This is a genomic window from Pseudomonas sp. P1_C12, from assembly GCF_056406435.1.
The window spans coordinates 57,233-72,346 of sequence record NZ_JBFUAE010000023.1 but is presented as its reverse complement, the minus strand read 5'-3'; the positions used below and the strand labels follow the sequence as shown (position 1 = coordinate 72,346).

The following is a 15,114-nucleotide window of genomic DNA, read 5'->3' as shown; positions in this document are numbered from 1 at the left end:
CCCGGGACCATCGCGCTGTTCGGTTGCTTCCTGATCATGATCATCATCCTCGCGGTGCTGGCGTTGATCGTGGTGAAAGCCCTGGCCGAAAGCCCGTGGGGCATTTTCACGGTGATGGCGACCATCCCGATCGCGATGTTCATGGGCATTTACATGCGCTACATCCGTCCGGGTCGCATCGGTGAAATCTCGGTGATCGGCGTGCTATTGCTGCTGGGTTCGATCTGGCTCGGCGGGCAGATTGCCGCGGACCCGGTGTGGGCCAAGGCCTTTACCTTTACCGGTCTGCAGATCACCTGGATGCTGATCGGCTACGGTTTTGTCGCGGCGGTGTTACCGGTGTGGCTGATCCTGGCGCCCCGTGACTACCTCTCGACCTTCCTGAAGATCGGCACCATCGTCGCCCTGGCCATCGGCATCCTGGTGACCATGCCCGAGCTGAAAATGCCGGCCCTGACCCAGTTCATCGACGGCACCGGCCCGGTGTGGAAGGGCGGGCTGTTCCCGTTCCTGTTCATCACCATTGCCTGTGGTGCGGTCTCCGGTTTCCACGCGCTGATCGCTTCCGGCACCACGCCGAAGCTGCTCGCCAGTGAAGGTCATGCCCGCTACATCGGTTATGGCGGCATGCTGATGGAATCGTTCGTGGCCATCATGGCCATGGTCGCGGCTTCGGTGATCGATCCGGGCGTGTATTTCGCCATGAACAGCCCGGCCGCGGTGGTTGGCGCTGATGCAGTTGCCGTTGCGCAAACCGTCAGCAGCTGGGGTTTTGCCATCACGCCGGAAGCCCTGCAAGCGGTGGCCCACGACATCGGTGAAACCACCATCCTGGCCCGTGCCGGCGGTGCGCCGACCCTGGCGGTGGGGATCGCGCAGATCCTGCACCACGTGTTGCCGGGCGAGAACACCATGGCGTTCTGGTACCACTTCGCGATCCTGTTTGAAGCATTGTTCATCCTGACCGCAGTCGACGCCGGTACCCGTGCCGGGCGTTTCATGCTCCAGGACTTGCTCGGCTCCTTCGTGCCGGCCCTGCGCCGTACCGAGTCCTGGACTGCCAACCTGATCGCTACCGCCGGTTGCGTGGCCATGTGGGGTTATCTGCTGTATCAGGGTGTGATCGATCCATTGGGTGGCATCAACACCTTGTGGCCGCTGTTCGGCATCTCCAACCAGATGCTGGCCGGTATCGCGCTGATGCTCGGCACCGTGGTGCTGATCAAGATGAAGCGCCAGCGTTATGTCTGGGTCACCTTGCTGCCGGCGGTATGGTTGCTGATCTGCACCACGACAGCGGGCTTCATCAAGCTGTTCGATGCCAACCCGGCGATCGGCTTCCTCGCCCTGGCGAAGAAGTACAGCGATGCCCTGGCCAACGGTCAGGTGCTGGCCCCGGCCAAGAGTATCGACCAGATGCAGCACGTGATCTTCAACGCCTACACCAACGCAACGCTGACCGCGCTGTTCCTGTTCGTGGTGTTCAGCATCCTGTTCTTTGCGCTCAAGGTCGGTATTGCCGCCTGGGGCACCAAGGAGCGTACGGATAAGGAAGCGCCATTCCAGGCGCTGCCGGAAGCGTGATCGAGGATTTGCACCATGTTCAATGACCTGAGTCGCCTGGGTAAATACCTCGGTCAGGCTGCGCGCCTGATGGTCGGCATGCCTGACTACGACAACTACGTCGAGCATATGCAGACCAAACACCCGGACAAGCCGGTGATGGACTACGAGGCGTTCTTTCGCGAGCGCCAAGAGGCCCGTTACGGCAGTAAAGCCGGACCGAAGTGCTGTTGAGTGACCTAAAAAAACCGGCTGAATAGCCGGTTTTTTATTGAGTGCAGGAACGCCCTGAATGGCTCAGGCCGCGTGGTAATCCGAATCGTCACTGCCACTTTTGTCCCGGGGCATGGAAGCATTGCCAGCATTTCGTTCATGAGGCTGATGATCCGGCCTGGCGATCTTGAGCGCCCGGTCGGCGACCTTGGCGTTATGCATCAGGCGACAGAACACGGCGGCGACGATGATCGACAGCAATGACCAGATGACAATGGCTTTGAGGAGCATGGCGAAACCTCTCGCGGCAAACAATTCTTACGATCGCCAGCGTCCATGCAGCAAAGGCTACCCATCCATTGTGGCAGGTGTACATGATCTTGCATTTGCTTGCTGATTTGAACTGTTTATCAGCTATCTCCCAAGATGAAGCGACAGTTTCCCGGACCGGTACTTTAATGGATGTTCTGGAGCGACTGATCACTGGGCTGTCATAGCCTTAAGGCTATGGATCCCATACCGAAAAGCTATTTCTTCAATCGGTGATCCGGATCCACGCTTAAGGATGATTAGCTGAAAACAAAATCAAGAGGAGATGCCATGTCAACTGAATCGAAATGCCCGTTTAATAACGCCGCTGGCGGTGGCACGACGAACCGCGACTGGTGGCCGAACCAACTGAACCTGAAGATCTTGAGTCAACACTCGCCCAAATCTGACCCCTTGGGGGGCGACTTCAACTACGTCGAAGCCTTCAAGAGCCTGGACTTCCAGGCGTTGAAAAAAGACCTGACTGCGCTGATGACCGATTCCCAGGACTGGTGGCCGGCGGACTTCGGTCACTATGGGCCTTTCTTTATCCGCATGTCCTGGCACGCCGCAGGCACCTATCGCACCGGTGACGGCCGGGGCGGCGCCGGCTCCGGCCAGCAACGCTTTGCACCGCTCAACAGCTGGCCGGACAACGTCAGCCTCGACAAGGCCCGTCGACTGCTCTGGCCGATCAAGCAAAAGTACGGCAACAAAATTTCCTGGGCCGACCTGATCGTCCTCACCGGCAACGTTGCACTGGAGTCCATGGGCTTCAAGACCTTTGGTTTTTCCGGTGGCCGCCCGGATGTCTGGGAACCGGACGAAGACGTCTACTGGGGCTCGGAAAGCAAGTGGCTGGGTGGCGACGTGCGATATGGCAAAGATGCCGGGCAAGCTCCCGCAGAGCGCAATCTGGAAAACCCACTCGCCGCCGTGCAGATGGGCCTGATCTACGTAAACCCCGAAGGCCCTGAAGGCAACTCCGATCCGGTCGCCGCCGGGAAGGACATCCGTGAAACCTTTGCGCGCATGGCCATGAACGACGAGGAAACCGTCGCGCTGATTGCGGGCGGTCACGCCTTCGGTAAAACCCACGGTGCCGGCCCTGTCGACCATGTCGGACCTGAGCCCGAAGCCGCTGGTCTCGAACTGCAGGGCCTGGGCTGGAAGAGCACGTTCGGTACCGGTAAAGGTGGCGACACTATCTCCAGCGGCCTGGAAGTGACCTGGACGACCACGCCAACCCGGTGGAGCAACAACTACCTGGAAAACCTGTTCGGTTACGAATGGGAACTGTCCAAGAGCCCGGCGGGGGCAAACCAGTGGAAGCCGAAAAACGGCGCTGGTGCCGGCACCATTCCAGATGCCCATGATCCGTCCAGACGGCGTGATCCGACGATGCTGACCACGGACCTGTCGCTACGCTTCGACCCGATCTATGAACCGATTTCCCGGCGCTTCCTGGCCAATCCAGACCAATTGGCCGACGCCTTCGCCCGTGCCTGGTACAAGCTGATTCACCGTGACATGGGGCCGCTCTCACGCTACCTCGGCCCGGAAATGCCGAACGAAGAGCTGCTGTGGCAAGACCCGATCCCTGCCGTCGACCATCCACTGGTCAACGACAGTGATGTGGCCGCACTCAAGGGAAAAATTGCCGCCTCGGGGCTGTCAGTCTCGCAACTGGTATCGACGGCGTGGGCGGCGGCTTCCTCTTTCCGTGGCTCCGACAAACGCGGCGGCGCCAACGGCGGGCGTCTGCGCCTGGCACCGCAGAAGTCCTGGGAGTCCAACCAGCCAGAACAACTGGCCCGTGTGCTGGCAAAACTCGAAAGCATCCAGGGCGAGTTCAACAGTGGCGGCAAGAAAATCTCCCTGGCCGACCTGATTGTGCTCGCCGGTGGCGTGGGCGTGGAGCAGGCCGCGAAAAATGCCGGCCAAAGTGTGACGGTGCCTTTCACCCCAGGGCGCATGGACGCCAGCCAGGAACAGACCGACGTCGAATCCTTCGGATTCCTTGAACCGATTGCCGACGGCTTCCGTAATTACCTGAAGCAACAGTACCGTGTGCCGGCCGAAAAACTGCTGATCGACAAGGCGCAACTGCTGACGCTCAGTGCGCCGGAAATGACGGTATTGCTGGGTGGGCTACGGGTGTTGAACACCAATGTCGGCCAGAGCAAACACGGTGTCCTCACCTCACGGCCGGAAGCCTTGACCAATGACTTCTTCACCAACCTGCTGGATATGGGCGTGGAGTGGAAGCCCGTGTCGGATGCCCGGCAAGAGTATGAAGGGCGCGATCGCAAGACCGGTGCAGTGAAGTGGACGGGGACGCGGGTTGACCTGGTCTTCGGTTCCAATGCGCAGTTGCGTGCCTTGGCCGAATTCTATGCCTGCGCCGATGCGCAGCAGCAGTTTGTCAAGGACTTCGTCGCTGCGTGGACCAAAGTGATGAACCTGGATCGATTCGATCTGGCGTAGTCAAAAAGCCTGAACTTGCCGCGACCTGTCTGGATCAGGTCGCGGCAAGCCCTTCTACTGTTTTTTCGTCGCTGACAGACCAGGCATCGATCACCGATTGCAGGAACTGCTCCGACAATCGAGGGTTGTCCAGGGCTCTGGCGATCAATATGGCCCCGGTAATCGATGACAGGATGCGCAAGGCTTCCTGGTGCTTTTCATCATCGGTTTCGCCGTCGACCAATGGCAGCAGCGTTTCGATCAGGGTCTGCACGCCTTGGGTGAACGAGTGGCTGACAGCACCGCCATTGCGCGCGACATCGGCCCCCAGGGCAGGGATCGGGCAGCCTTCGGTCCAGTTGCTCAGGTGACTCTGGGTCAGGTAACCCTTGAGCAGTTCGGGGATGGATTTCGCCGCTCGCCAGTCTTCGATGTTGGTTTCGAACGTGCGGCTGACCGCCTCTGACGCCAACTGCTCCTTGCCACCGGGGAACTGACCGTAAAAGCCGCCATGGGTCAGGCCCACCGAGCGGGACAGCTCGCCGATACCGATGCCGTCGATGCCTCTTTCCCGGTACATCTTCGAGGCTGCGCCGAGGATCGCTTCCTTGTTGGCTGCTGCCTGGTCTTTCGTCACTTTCATGAGTGGGGTCCTGTCATCCGATGAGCGCCTTGGCAATTTTTTGCTGAGGGGCTGGTATTGATGATGATCATAATATAAATTCGCGGCAATGGTTTTGCAGGCCGACGAGCCCGTGGCTCAAGTCAGAACACCTCACAGGGTGCCGCCCCATGAAACGTCATGATCTGCGCAGTATCGACCTCAATCTGCTGGTGATTTTCGAGGCGCTCATTCAGGAGCGCAACGTCACACGGGCCGCAGAAAGACTTTCCCTGGGCCAGCCGGCGGTCAGCGGTGCATTGGGGCGTCTGCGCACACTGTTCAACGACCCTCTGTTTAAACGCATTGGCCACAAAATGGAACCGACCACCCGGGCCTTGCAGGTAGCGCAAACCCTTGGGCCCGCATTGGACTGTATCTGCGCTGTCGTCAGTCTGACGGCTTCCAATAAAAACCCTGTTGATTCAGAGGCTTGATCTGAGCATTCATTTTTTTTGCCCTTAAACATGACGGTCATCATTAATGATGATAGCCAAGTTCACTCCGTTCAATTCGTCGCAGCCCCCTGCGCGGCCGAGAATTCTCCAACCCCTAACCCGTCAGGCGGACACCCCCCATGGAACAGTCACTCAAACCTTTGCGTTACCCCCTTGCTGCATTGGCGTTGGCGACCCTCACTGCTTGCGGCCACGCCCCCGATGCTGCCCAGGCTCCGGGTGCGCCGCCTGTCACGGTCGCCAAAGTGCTCGAGCAACCTATCACTGAATGGGATGAAGTCACCGCCCGTCTGGAAGCGCCGGAAACCGTCGTGGTTCGACCGCGGGTGTCGGGGCAGATCGATCGTGTTGCCTTCACCGATGGCGAGTCGGTGAAGAAAGGGGATTTGCTGTTCCAGATCGATCCACGGCCGTTCGAACACGAAGTACACCGCCTCGAAGCGCAATTGCAACAAGCTCGCGCCACGCTGGTTCGAGCTGGCAATGAAGCGCAACGCGGCCAGCGCCTGTTGAGCAGCAATGCGATCTCCGCTGAACTGGCCGACACGCGCACCACCACCGCCCAGGAAGCCCGCGCCGCCGTCGATGCCGTGCAGGCGCAACTCGATCTGGCACGCCTGAACCTGAGCTTCACCCGTGTCACCGCGCCGATCAGCGGCCGGGTCAGTCGTGCCGAAATCACCGCCGGCAACATCGTCACCGCCGACACATCGGCCCTGACCAGCGTGGTCTCCACCGACAAGGTCTACGCCTATTTCGATGCCGACGAGCGTCTGTTCCTCAAGTACGGCCAGCTCTCCCGCCAAGGCCGGCGCAGCCAGTCCACGCCGGTGTACATGGGCTTGTCGAACGAGGAGGGCAATAGCCACCTGGGGCAGATGAACTTCGTCGACAACCAGGTCAATCCCAAGACCGGCACCATCCGTGGCCGTGCGGTGTTCGACAACGCCGACGGCCAATACACCCCGGGGTTGTACGCCCGATTGAAACTGGTGGGCAGCGCGGCCTATGCCGGCCTGCTGATCAAGGACGAGGCAGTGGGCACCGACCTGGGCAAGAAGTTCGTGCTGGTGATCGACCAGGACAACAAGGCCGTGTACCGCAGCGTCGACCTTGGGCCGAAGCTCGAAGGCTTGCGCATCGTGCGCAGCGGTTTGCAGAAGGAAGACCGGATCGTCATCAACGGTCTGCAACGGGTTCGTCCCGGCGCGGTGGTCGCGCCTCAGGACGCGCCGATGGCCGACGCGCAAACCGTCGTCACCCTGGCTCGTCAACGCCAGGCCATCGAGGCGGGTAATCAGCCTGCCGCTCCGTCTCCGGCGCTGGTGAAAACCGACGCTGGCGTATCGCCCCGCGGATAAAGGAACACCGTCATGAAGTTCTCCCAGTTCTTTATCACGCGGCCGATCTTCGCCGCAGTGCTGTCGTTGCTGATCCTGATTGCCGGCGGCATTTCGCTGTTCCGGTTGCCGATCGGCGAATACCCGGAAGTGGTGCCACCCACTGTGGTGGTCCATGCCAACTACCCGGGCGCCAACCCCAAGGTCATCGGCGAAACCGTGGCTGCCCCCCTCGAACAAGCCATCACCGGCGTCGAGAATATGTTGTACATGTCTTCGCAGTCCACGGCGGATGGCCGGCTCACGCTCACCGTGACTTTCGCCCTGGGCACCGACCTGGACAACGCTCAGGTGCAGGTGCAGAACCGCGTGACCCGGACCGAACCCAAGTTGCCGGAGGAGGTGACGCGCATCGGCATTACCGTCGACAAGGCGTCGCCCGAGCTGACGCTGCTGGTGCACCTGGTGTCGCCGGACAAGCGCTACGACATGCTCTACCTGTCCAACTACGCGATCCTCAACGTCAAGGACGAGCTGTCGCGGCTGGACGGCATCGGTGACGTGAAGATGTTCGGCATCGGTGATTATTCGCTGCGCATCTGGCTCGACCCGAACAAGACCGCGTCACGCAACCTGACCGCCACCGATGTGGTCAATGCGGTGCGTGAACAGAACCGTCAGGTCGCGGCCGGTCAACTGGGTTCACCGCCTGCACCCAACGCCACCAGCTTCCAGATGTCGATCAACTCCCAGGGACGCCTGGTCACCGAAGAAGAATTCGAGAATGTGATCGTGCGCAGTGGTGCGGATGGCGAGATCACCCGCCTCAAGGACATTGCCCGGATTGAGCTCGGCTCCAACCAATACGCACTGCGCGCTCTGCTCAATAACCAGGAAGCGGTGGCAATGCCGATCTTCCAGCGCCCGGGTTCGAACGCGATCGACGTGTCCGACCAGGTGCGGGCGAAGATGGCTGAGCTGAAGAAGAGTTTCCCGGAGGGCATGGACTACGAGATCGTCTATGACCCGACCATCTTCGTGCGCAGCTCGATTGAAGCGGTGGTTCACACGCTGTTCGAAGCGCTGATCCTCGTGGTGCTGGTGGTGATCCTGTTCCTGCAAACCTGGCGCGCGTCGATCATTCCGCTGGTCGCCGTGCCGGTATCGCTGATCGGCACCTTTGCCGTGATGCATTTGCTCGGGTTCTCGCTCAATGCGCTGTCGCTGTTCGGTCTGGTGCTGGCCATCGGCATCGTGGTCGATGACGCCATCGTGGTGGTGGAGAACGTCGAGCGAAACATCGAGTCGGGACTTGAACCGGCCGAGGCTACCCAAAAGGCCATGGGCGAGGTGACCGGGCCGATCATCGCCACGGCTTTGGTGCTGTGTGCGGTCTTCGTGCCGGCCGCTTTCATTTCCGGCTTGACCGGGCAGTTCTACAAGCAGTTCGCCCTGACCATCGCCATCTCCACGGTGATCTCGGCGTTCAACTCGCTGACTTTGTCGCCAGCATTGGCGGCGGTGTTGCTCAAGGCCCACGGTGCGCCGAAAGACCGTTTCTCCAAAGTGCTGGATCGGCTGTTCGCAGGCTGGTTGTTCAAGCCCTTCAACCGGCTGTTCGAAAAGGCCGGCAATGGTTACGTGGTGGCGGTGGCCAGGGTCATTCGCGGCAGCAGCGTGGCCCTGCTGGTTTACGCTGGCCTGATCGCCATGACGTACATGGGTTTCAGCACCACACCGACCGGCTTTGTGCCGACCCAGGACAAGAAGTACCTGGTGACCTTTGCGCAATTGCCCGATGCGGCCAGCCTTGACCGCACTGAGTCGGTGATCCGGCGCATGAGCACCATCGCCATGAACGAACCGGGCTTCGACAGCGCCGTGGCGTTTCCCGGCCTGTCGATCAACGGTTTCACCAACAGCCCGAATGCCGGCATCGCGTTCATCGGCTTGCGTCCTTTCGATGAGCGCAAAGACCCAAGCCTGTCCGCCGGGGCGATTTCCGCTTCGCTGAATGCCAAGTTCGGCGGCATTCAGGATGCCTACATCGCGGTGTTCCCGCCGCCACCTGTGCAAGGCCTGGGCACCATCGGCGGGTTCCGCCTGCAGATCGAAGACCGGGGCAACCTGGGCTACGAAGAGCTGTACAAGGAAACCATGAACATCATCGGCAAGGGGCGCAGTGTCCCGGAGCTGGCCAACCTGTTCACCAGCTACACGGTCAATGTGCCGCAAGTCGAAGCCGCCATCGACCGCGAAAAAGCCAAGACCCATGGCGTGGCAATCAACGACATCTTCGACACCTTGCAGGTGTACCTCGGATCGCTTTACGCCAACGACTTCAACCGTTTTGGCCGTACCTATCAGGTCAACGTCCAGGCTGAGCAGCAGTTCCGTCAGGAACCGGAGCAGATCGGCCAGTTGAAGGTACGCAACGACCGTGGAGAAATGATTCCACTGGCCACGTTCGTCAAGGTCAGCCCGACGTCGGGGCCCGACCGGGTCTCGCACTACAACGGGTTCGTCACCGCGGAAATCAACGGCAGTGCAGCCCCCGGCTACAGCTCCGGCCAGGCGCAAAAAGCCATCGAGAAACTACTCAAGGAAGAACTGCCCAACGGCATGACCTACGAGTGGACTGACCTGACCTACCAACAGATCCTGTCCGGCAACACCGCGCTGTTGGTGTTCCCGCTCTGCGTCCTGCTGGCGTTCCTGGTACTGGCTGCGCTGTATGAAAGCTGGAGCCTGCCGCTGGCGGTGATCCTGATCGTACCGATGACCCTGCTGTCGGCGATTGCCGGGGTGATCATCTCCAGGGGCGACAACAACATCTTCACCCAGATCGGCTTGATCGTGCTGGTGGGCCTGGCCTGCAAGAACGCGATCCTGATCGTCGAGTTCGCCAAGGACAAACAGGACCAGGGCCTGTCGCCGCTGGACGCTGTACTGGAGGCTTGCCGCATGCGTCTGCGGCCGATCCTGATGACGTCGTTCGCCTTCATCATGGGGGTGATTCCGCTGGTGACTTCCACCGGGGCCGGTTCGGAAATGCGCCGGGCCATGGGGGTTGCCGTGTTCTCCGGGATGCTCGGGGTGACCTTCTTCGGGTTGCTGCTGACGCCGGTGTTCTTCGTCCTGATTCGTCGCTACATCGAACGTAAAACCGCGCGCAAGGCGGCCCGGGTTCACGCGCTCAACGTTATTGATTCGGAGGCACACTGATGAATGCTTTCAAGCTCTTCGTTCCCAGCCTCCTGGTCACGGCATTGGCCGCCTGCACCGTGGGGCCGGATTACAAGACCCCCGACACGGCGCCTGCCCATGTCGTCTCGGCACAAGGAGCCAACTACGATCAAACGCGATTCGAAACGGTGTGGTGGCAGCAATTCGACGACCCCACGCTGAATCAGCTGGTCGGCAAAGCGCTCAATGGCAACCGCGATCTGCGCGTGGCCTTCGCCCGCTGGAAAGCCGCCCGGGCCATCCGTGATGACGTCAGCAACGACAATCTGCCGGTGGTCACCAGCCGGGTCAGCAGCGTGCAGGGCAAATCGCAGGTGCCGGGCCTGACCGAGAGCCGGGTCAACACTGAGCGCTACGACCTGGGCCTGGACATGGCCTGGGAGATCGATCTGTTCGGGCGCATCCAGCGTGAGCTGGAATCCAGCGATGCCCGGGAAGACGCCACGGCGGCGGACCTGTACCAACTGCGGGTGACCATGATCGCCGAGCTGGTGGATGCCTATGGTCAACTGCGCGGTGCGCAACTGCGGGAAAAGATCGCCTTGGCCAACCTGAAGAACCAAAGCGAATCGCGCGCCGTGACGGTGAGCCTGCGTGATGCTGGCGTGGGTAACGAGCTCGACGTTGTGCGTGCCGACGCCCGGTTGGCGGCTGTCGAGGCGAGCGTGCCGCAGTTGCAGGCGGAGCAGGTGCACCACAAGAACCGCATCGCCACGCTGCTGGGCGAACGCCCGGACACCCTGAGCATCGACCTGAGTCCAAAGAACCTGCCGGCCATCGCCAAGGCATTGCCGATTGGCGATCCTGGCGAGCTGTTGCATCGGCGCCCGGATGTGCTCGCGGCAGAGCGCCGGTTGGCGGCGTCAACGGCGGATGTCGGCGTGGCCACCGCCGACCTGTTTCCACGGGTGAGCTTGAGTGGGTTCCTCGGGTTCACGGCGGGGCGTGGTTCGCAAATCGGTTCCAGTGCCGCCCGTGCCTGGAGCCTGGGGCCGAGTATCACCTGGGCCGCGTTTGACCTGGGCAGTGTGCGGGCGCGCATTCGTGGCGCAAACGCCGACGCCGAGGGAGCATTGGCGACCTATGAACAACAGGTGCTGCTCGCACTGGAAGAGTCGGAAAACGCCTTCAGCGACTATGGCAAGCGCCAGCAACGCTTGCTGTCGCTGATCAAGCAAAGCGAGTCGAGTCGAGCCGCGGCCGATCTGGCGGCGACGCAATACAAGGAAGGGGTGGTGGACTACCTGGTGTTGCTGGACGCACAACGCGAGCGGTTGAATGCCGAGGATGCCCAGGCACTGGGGGAGACCGATCAGTACCGCGCCATAGTTGCGATCTACAAATCCTTGGGGGGTGGATGGGACAGCGGCGATACCCGGCTTGCGAAAAACAACTGACTAACCCGTTGTTGTAGGAGCGAGCTTGCTCCGGGCGGCGTTCCGACGAAGGACTCAAGAACGCCGCGATTAGCCAGAAAGCATGCGTTTTCGTTAACGACCTTCGCGAGCAAGCTCGCTCCTACAGTCAGCGCTATGGCCACTTTCGATTATTGACCGTCCACAAGGCGCAGTAGCCCTAGCGGAATGGTATCGCGCAGAGGCTCTGTCAGCAGGGTATCCGGAAAGCCCTGGTAAGCCACCGGGCGCAGGAAACGTTTGATGGAAGTCATGCCCAATGAAGTAAAACGACTGTCCGAGGTGGCCGGGAACGTCCCGCCATGCACGGTGGAAAAACACACTCGTGCGGATGGGCGAAGGCGTTGACCAACGACGTGCCCGCAGTTGCGGGTTTGTATCCGCAGGTATCGGCAACGCCCGCCGTTACCCGGGCATACAAAACCGGCGTTTCCCGACACCCGGGCGATACACGGAGGCCTCCAAATGGAATCACCGGCAGCGTCACTTTCGGCGCGGCCTGGCGTGGTTCAACTGGAGGAAAGACAATGTTGCGTACCCACACCCGTCACACCCTCGGCAGGCTTGGCCTCATCCTGGCCGCCGCAGGGCTCACCACTGTAGCGAGCCTTGCTCAAGCCCAGGAAACACAACCGGCCCCGGCGATGAAAAGCTGGCAGCAGGGCCTGCACCGCACCGACCTGGTACGCGAAGACCTGGGCACCGCCGATCGCGAAGTCCTCCAGGTGCTCGTGGACTTCGATCCGGGCGTGACATCGCCCAAACATGCTCACCCCGGTGTCGAGGTGGCGCACGTGATCAGCGGCACCTTTGAGTATCAGCTGGAAGGGCGGGCACCGGTGACGCTCAAGGCCGGTGATTCGTTGTACATACCTGAAGGCGTTGCGCATGTGGCGAAGAACGTAGGCCAGGGCAAGGCCTCGGAACTGGCGACCTACATCGTGAAGAAAGGCGAAGCGCTGCTGATCCTGAAGGAGTAGGCGAGGGCCACCGGGTCATTGCCGGCTGCAAACCTCCCACACACAACCGCGCAACCAGCGATGCGCCGGGTCGGCGTCCATGCGCGGGTGCCACAGCATCGAAACCGTGATCGGCGGCGTGGGGAAGGGCAGGGCAAAGCAGTACATCCCCTGGCACAGGTTGCCGACGTGCCGCTGCGGTACGCTGGCGACCAGGTCTGAAGCCCGCGCCAATGCAATCGCAGAGGAGAAACCGGCGACGATGGTGATGATGTCCCGCTTCAATCCCAGCTCATTCAAGGCGTCATCCATGACGCCTTTTTCGTGGCCCCGACGTGAGACCAGAATGTGCCGGGCGGCGGCATAACGCGCGGGAGTGATTTCACCCTGAGCCAGTGGATGACCCTCGCGCACGACGCCAATGAACCGATCGCGAAACAGCATCCGGGTCCGCACTTCCGGGCTGGTTGATTCGCCGATCACACCGGTTTCCAGATCCACCGAACCTTCGCGCAGCAGGGTGCTGTCCTTGTTCAGCTTCTGCACGAAATTCAAGCGGACGCCGGGCGCTTCTTCGTTGATGCGGGCGATCAGTTGCGGTCCGAAATTTTCCACGAAGCCGTCGCTGGTGCGCAGGGCGAAGGTACGGGTCAGTTGATTCAGGTCGAGTGCCTCGGCGGGGCGCAGGACGGCTTCGGCGTCCTGCACGAGCACGCCGACGCGTTCACGCAACTCCAGCGCCCGAGGCGTGGGAACCAGTCCGCGCCCGGCCCGCACCAGCAGCGGATCGCCCGTGGTTTCGCGCAATCGCGCCAGCGCCCGGCTCATGGCTGACGGGCTCAGGTGCAAACGCTGCGCGGCGCGGGCCACGCTGCCTTCCTCCAGCAACACGTTCAGGGTGATCAACAGATTCAGGTCGGGCATCGAATCAATTCCTGTGGGAGCAGGTATGTGGCGTTGGGTGCACGTATAAAGTGCAAATGCTGCGCCTTCCGCCATGTTATGGCTGGGCTTAGGCTCGGGACAACCTATTTGCGGAGTCGCGAGAAAATGAAGTCCATATCGATTCGGGGAGCCTTGGCCAGCCTGTCGTTATCCATGCTGCTGTCGTCCCTGGGCACCAGCATTGCCAACGTTGGATTGCCGACACTGGCCGAGGCGTTCTCGGCCTCCTTTCAGCAAGTGCAATGGGTGGTGCTCGCTTACCTGCTGGCGATCACGGCGCTGATCGTCAGTGTCGGAAGACTTGGCGACATCATTGGCCGCCGACGTTTGTTGTTGATCGGGATTTGTGTGTTTACCGTCGCTTCGATCCTGTGCGCGCTGGCCCCTCATCTCTGGTTATTGATTGCCGCTCGGGTGCTGCAGGGCGTCGGTGCGGCCATCATGATGGCGCTGACCATGGCGCTAGTGGGCGGGGCCGTTCCCAAGGAAAAAATGGGCAGTGCGATGGGCGTGCTCGGCACAATGTCGGCGATTGGCACCTCACTCGGCCCGACCCTTGGAGGTTTTTTGATTGCCAATCCGGGGTGGCAGGCAATTTTTCTGATCAATGTGCCGTTGGGTGTTTTGGCGATTGGGCTCGCGCTCTACTTTTTGCCCAACGATCGCAGTGAGAAGAGGGCGGATCGAGCGGGTTTCGATGTGCTCGGCACGCTGGTGCTGGTTCTGACACTGCTGGCTTATGCACTGGCGATGACCATTGGGCGTGGCACCCTGGGGTCGCTGAACATGACGCTGTTGCTGGTGACAGTTCTTGGGCTGTGCGTGTTTGTATTCGTCGAGCACACAGCCGAGTCGCCTCTGGTTCGATTGACGATGTTCCGTAACTGGCAGATGAGCGCAGGATTCGTAATGAGCATGCTGGTGACCACCGTGGTCATGGCGACCATGGTGGTAGGACCGTTTTACCTCACAGGCGCACTGGCGTTGAATGCAGCGAGTGTTGGGTTGGCGATGTCGACGGGACCGCTGGTAGCCGCACTGGCAGGCGTACCGGCGGGCCGATGGGTCGATCGTTTGGGCACGTATCGAGCCAGCACGCTCGGATTGATCGCCATGTTGACCGGCGCTTGCATCCTGCCGGCCTTGCCGATGGCGTTCGGTGTGCCCGGCTATATCGTGCCGCTGGCTGTCATTACCGCCGGCTATGCGTTGTTCCAGGCGGCCAACAATACCGCCGTCATGCTGGAAATTGAGGCGCAGCAGCGTGGTGTGGTTTCCGGTTTGCTCGGGTTGTCGCGCAATCTCGGGTTGATCACGGGCGCCTCGGTCATGGGCGCAGTGTTCGCCTTCGGCACGGCCAGCCAGGATATTTTGCAGGCGCAACCTGAGGCCATCGCACAGGGGATGCGGCTGACGTTCGCCGTCGCCGCCGGGTTGATCGTCATTGCGCTGGTGATTGGCGCGGTCAGCAAAATCGTTTCACGTCGCTTGATCGCGCCGTGCTGAAAAACGGCGCGGCTGTCGTGAAAACGACCTGTT

The 15,114-nt window shown here is 61.0% G+C and carries 12 protein-coding genes and 1 pseudogene; 9 read left to right on the top strand and 4 right to left on the bottom strand.

Annotated elements, in window-relative coordinates; all coding sequences use genetic code 11:
* Both AC1D19_RS27570 and AC1D19_RS27565 read left to right on the top strand, forming a co-directional pair.
* Positions 1-1,584: carbon starvation CstA family protein (locus tag AC1D19_RS27570; protein WP_477765223.1), on the top strand; the 1,584-nt coding region annotated here is incomplete at its 5' end.
* Positions 1,585-1,599: 15 nt separating this feature from the next.
* Complete coding sequence (locus AC1D19_RS27565; RefSeq protein WP_007976534.1) at positions 1,600-1,797, top strand: YbdD/YjiX family protein; 198 nt, start codon at positions 1,600-1,602, stop codon at positions 1,795-1,797.
* A 63-nt stretch (positions 1,798-1,860) separates the two neighbouring features.
* Here the strand turns inward: AC1D19_RS27565 and AC1D19_RS27560 are convergent, their stop codons facing one another.
* Positions 1,861-2,067 (bottom strand): hypothetical protein, encoded by a 207-nt coding sequence (locus tag AC1D19_RS27560; protein ID WP_477755157.1) that lies wholly within the window; start codon positions 2,065-2,067, stop codon positions 1,861-1,863.
* A gap of 309 nt (positions 2,068-2,376) precedes the next feature.
* Between AC1D19_RS27560 and katG the strand changes: the two genes are divergently transcribed.
* On the top strand, positions 2,377-4,572 hold the full coding sequence (katG, locus tag AC1D19_RS27555; protein WP_477765222.1) for a catalase/peroxidase HPI: 2,196 nt from the start codon (positions 2,377-2,379) through the stop codon (positions 4,570-4,572).
* A gap of 34 nt (positions 4,573-4,606) precedes the next feature.
* Here katG and AC1D19_RS27550 read toward each other — a convergent pair whose 3' ends face one another.
* The gene (locus AC1D19_RS27550; RefSeq protein ID WP_477755155.1) at positions 4,607-5,194 is read right to left on the bottom strand and encodes a TetR/AcrR family transcriptional regulator; all 588 of its coding nucleotides are present in this window, start codon (positions 5,192-5,194) and stop codon (positions 4,607-4,609) included.
* Between the two features lie 149 nt (positions 5,195-5,343).
* Between AC1D19_RS27550 and AC1D19_RS27545 the strand changes: the two genes are divergently transcribed.
* The 4 genes from AC1D19_RS27545 to AC1D19_RS27530 all read left to right on the top strand — a co-directional run bounded on the left by AC1D19_RS27545 (position 5,344) and on the right by AC1D19_RS27530 (position 11,653).
* A complete protein-coding gene (locus tag AC1D19_RS27545) occupies positions 5,344-5,649 on the top strand; it encodes a LysR family transcriptional regulator (RefSeq protein ID WP_046042509.1) in 306 nt (101 codons plus the stop codon).
* A gap of 140 nt (positions 5,650-5,789) precedes the next feature.
* Positions 5,790-7,031 (top strand): multidrug efflux RND transporter periplasmic adaptor subunit MexE, encoded by a 1,242-nt coding sequence (gene mexE / locus AC1D19_RS27540; RefSeq protein ID WP_477765221.1) that lies wholly within the window; start codon positions 5,790-5,792, stop codon positions 7,029-7,031.
* 12 nt (positions 7,032-7,043) lie between these two features.
* A complete protein-coding gene (locus tag AC1D19_RS27535; protein WP_477755152.1) occupies positions 7,044-10,235 on the top strand; it encodes an efflux RND transporter permease subunit in 3,192 nt (1,063 codons plus the stop codon).
* Positions 10,235-11,653, top strand: a complete 1,419-nt coding sequence (locus AC1D19_RS27530) for an efflux transporter outer membrane subunit (RefSeq protein WP_477765220.1) — start codon at positions 10,235-10,237, stop codon at positions 11,651-11,653. Before AC1D19_RS27535 ends, AC1D19_RS27530 begins: the two co-directional genes overlap by 1 nt.
* A gap of 149 nt (positions 11,654-11,802) precedes the next feature.
* On the opposite strand, the pseudogene AC1D19_RS27525 reads toward AC1D19_RS27530, so the two are convergent.
* A pseudogene (locus tag AC1D19_RS27525) lies at positions 11,803-12,032 on the bottom strand (aldehyde dehydrogenase (NADP(+))); the annotation flags it as partial.
* Positions 12,033-12,198: 166 nt separating this feature from the next.
* On the opposite strand from AC1D19_RS27525, the gene AC1D19_RS27520 reads away from it, so the two are divergent.
* Complete coding sequence (locus tag AC1D19_RS27520) at positions 12,199-12,651, top strand: cupin domain-containing protein (protein WP_477765219.1); 453 nt, start codon at positions 12,199-12,201, stop codon at positions 12,649-12,651.
* A 15-nt stretch (positions 12,652-12,666) separates the two neighbouring features.
* Here the strand turns inward: AC1D19_RS27520 and AC1D19_RS27515 are convergent, their stop codons facing one another.
* Entirely contained in the window at positions 12,667-13,554 is an 888-nt protein-coding gene (locus AC1D19_RS27515; protein WP_477765218.1) for a LysR family transcriptional regulator, read from the bottom strand.
* Positions 13,555-13,632: 78 nt separating this feature from the next.
* On the opposite strand from AC1D19_RS27515, the gene AC1D19_RS27510 reads away from it, so the two are divergent.
* A complete protein-coding gene (locus tag AC1D19_RS27510; protein WP_477765217.1) occupies positions 13,633-15,081 on the top strand; it encodes an MFS transporter in 1,449 nt (482 codons plus the stop codon).
* Positions 15,082-15,114 lie beyond the last annotated feature (33 nt).

Coding starts and splice junctions, on each gene's coding strand:
- AC1D19_RS27565 (WP_007976534.1), top strand. CDS start 1,600: ATGTTCAATGACCTGAGTCGCCTGGGTAAATACCTCGGTCAGGCTGCG.
- AC1D19_RS27560 (WP_477755157.1), bottom strand. CDS start 2,067: ATGCTCCTCAAAGCCATTGTCATCTGGTCATTGCTGTCGATCATCGTC.
- katG (WP_477765222.1), top strand. CDS start 2,377: ATGTCAACTGAATCGAAATGCCCGTTTAATAACGCCGCTGGCGGTGGC.
- AC1D19_RS27550 (WP_477755155.1), bottom strand. CDS start 5,194: ATGAAAGTGACGAAAGACCAGGCAGCAGCCAACAAGGAAGCGATCCTC.
- AC1D19_RS27545 (WP_046042509.1), top strand. CDS start 5,344: ATGAAACGTCATGATCTGCGCAGTATCGACCTCAATCTGCTGGTGATT.
- mexE (WP_477765221.1), top strand. CDS start 5,790: ATGGAACAGTCACTCAAACCTTTGCGTTACCCCCTTGCTGCATTGGCG.
- AC1D19_RS27535 (WP_477755152.1), top strand. CDS start 7,044: ATGAAGTTCTCCCAGTTCTTTATCACGCGGCCGATCTTCGCCGCAGTG.
- AC1D19_RS27530 (WP_477765220.1), top strand. CDS start 10,235: ATGAATGCTTTCAAGCTCTTCGTTCCCAGCCTCCTGGTCACGGCATTG.
- AC1D19_RS27520 (WP_477765219.1), top strand. CDS start 12,199: ATGTTGCGTACCCACACCCGTCACACCCTCGGCAGGCTTGGCCTCATC.
- AC1D19_RS27515 (WP_477765218.1), bottom strand. CDS start 13,554: ATGCCCGACCTGAATCTGTTGATCACCCTGAACGTGTTGCTGGAGGAA.
- AC1D19_RS27510 (WP_477765217.1), top strand. CDS start 13,633: ATGGCTGGGCTTAGGCTCGGGACAACCTATTTGCGGAGTCGCGAGAAA.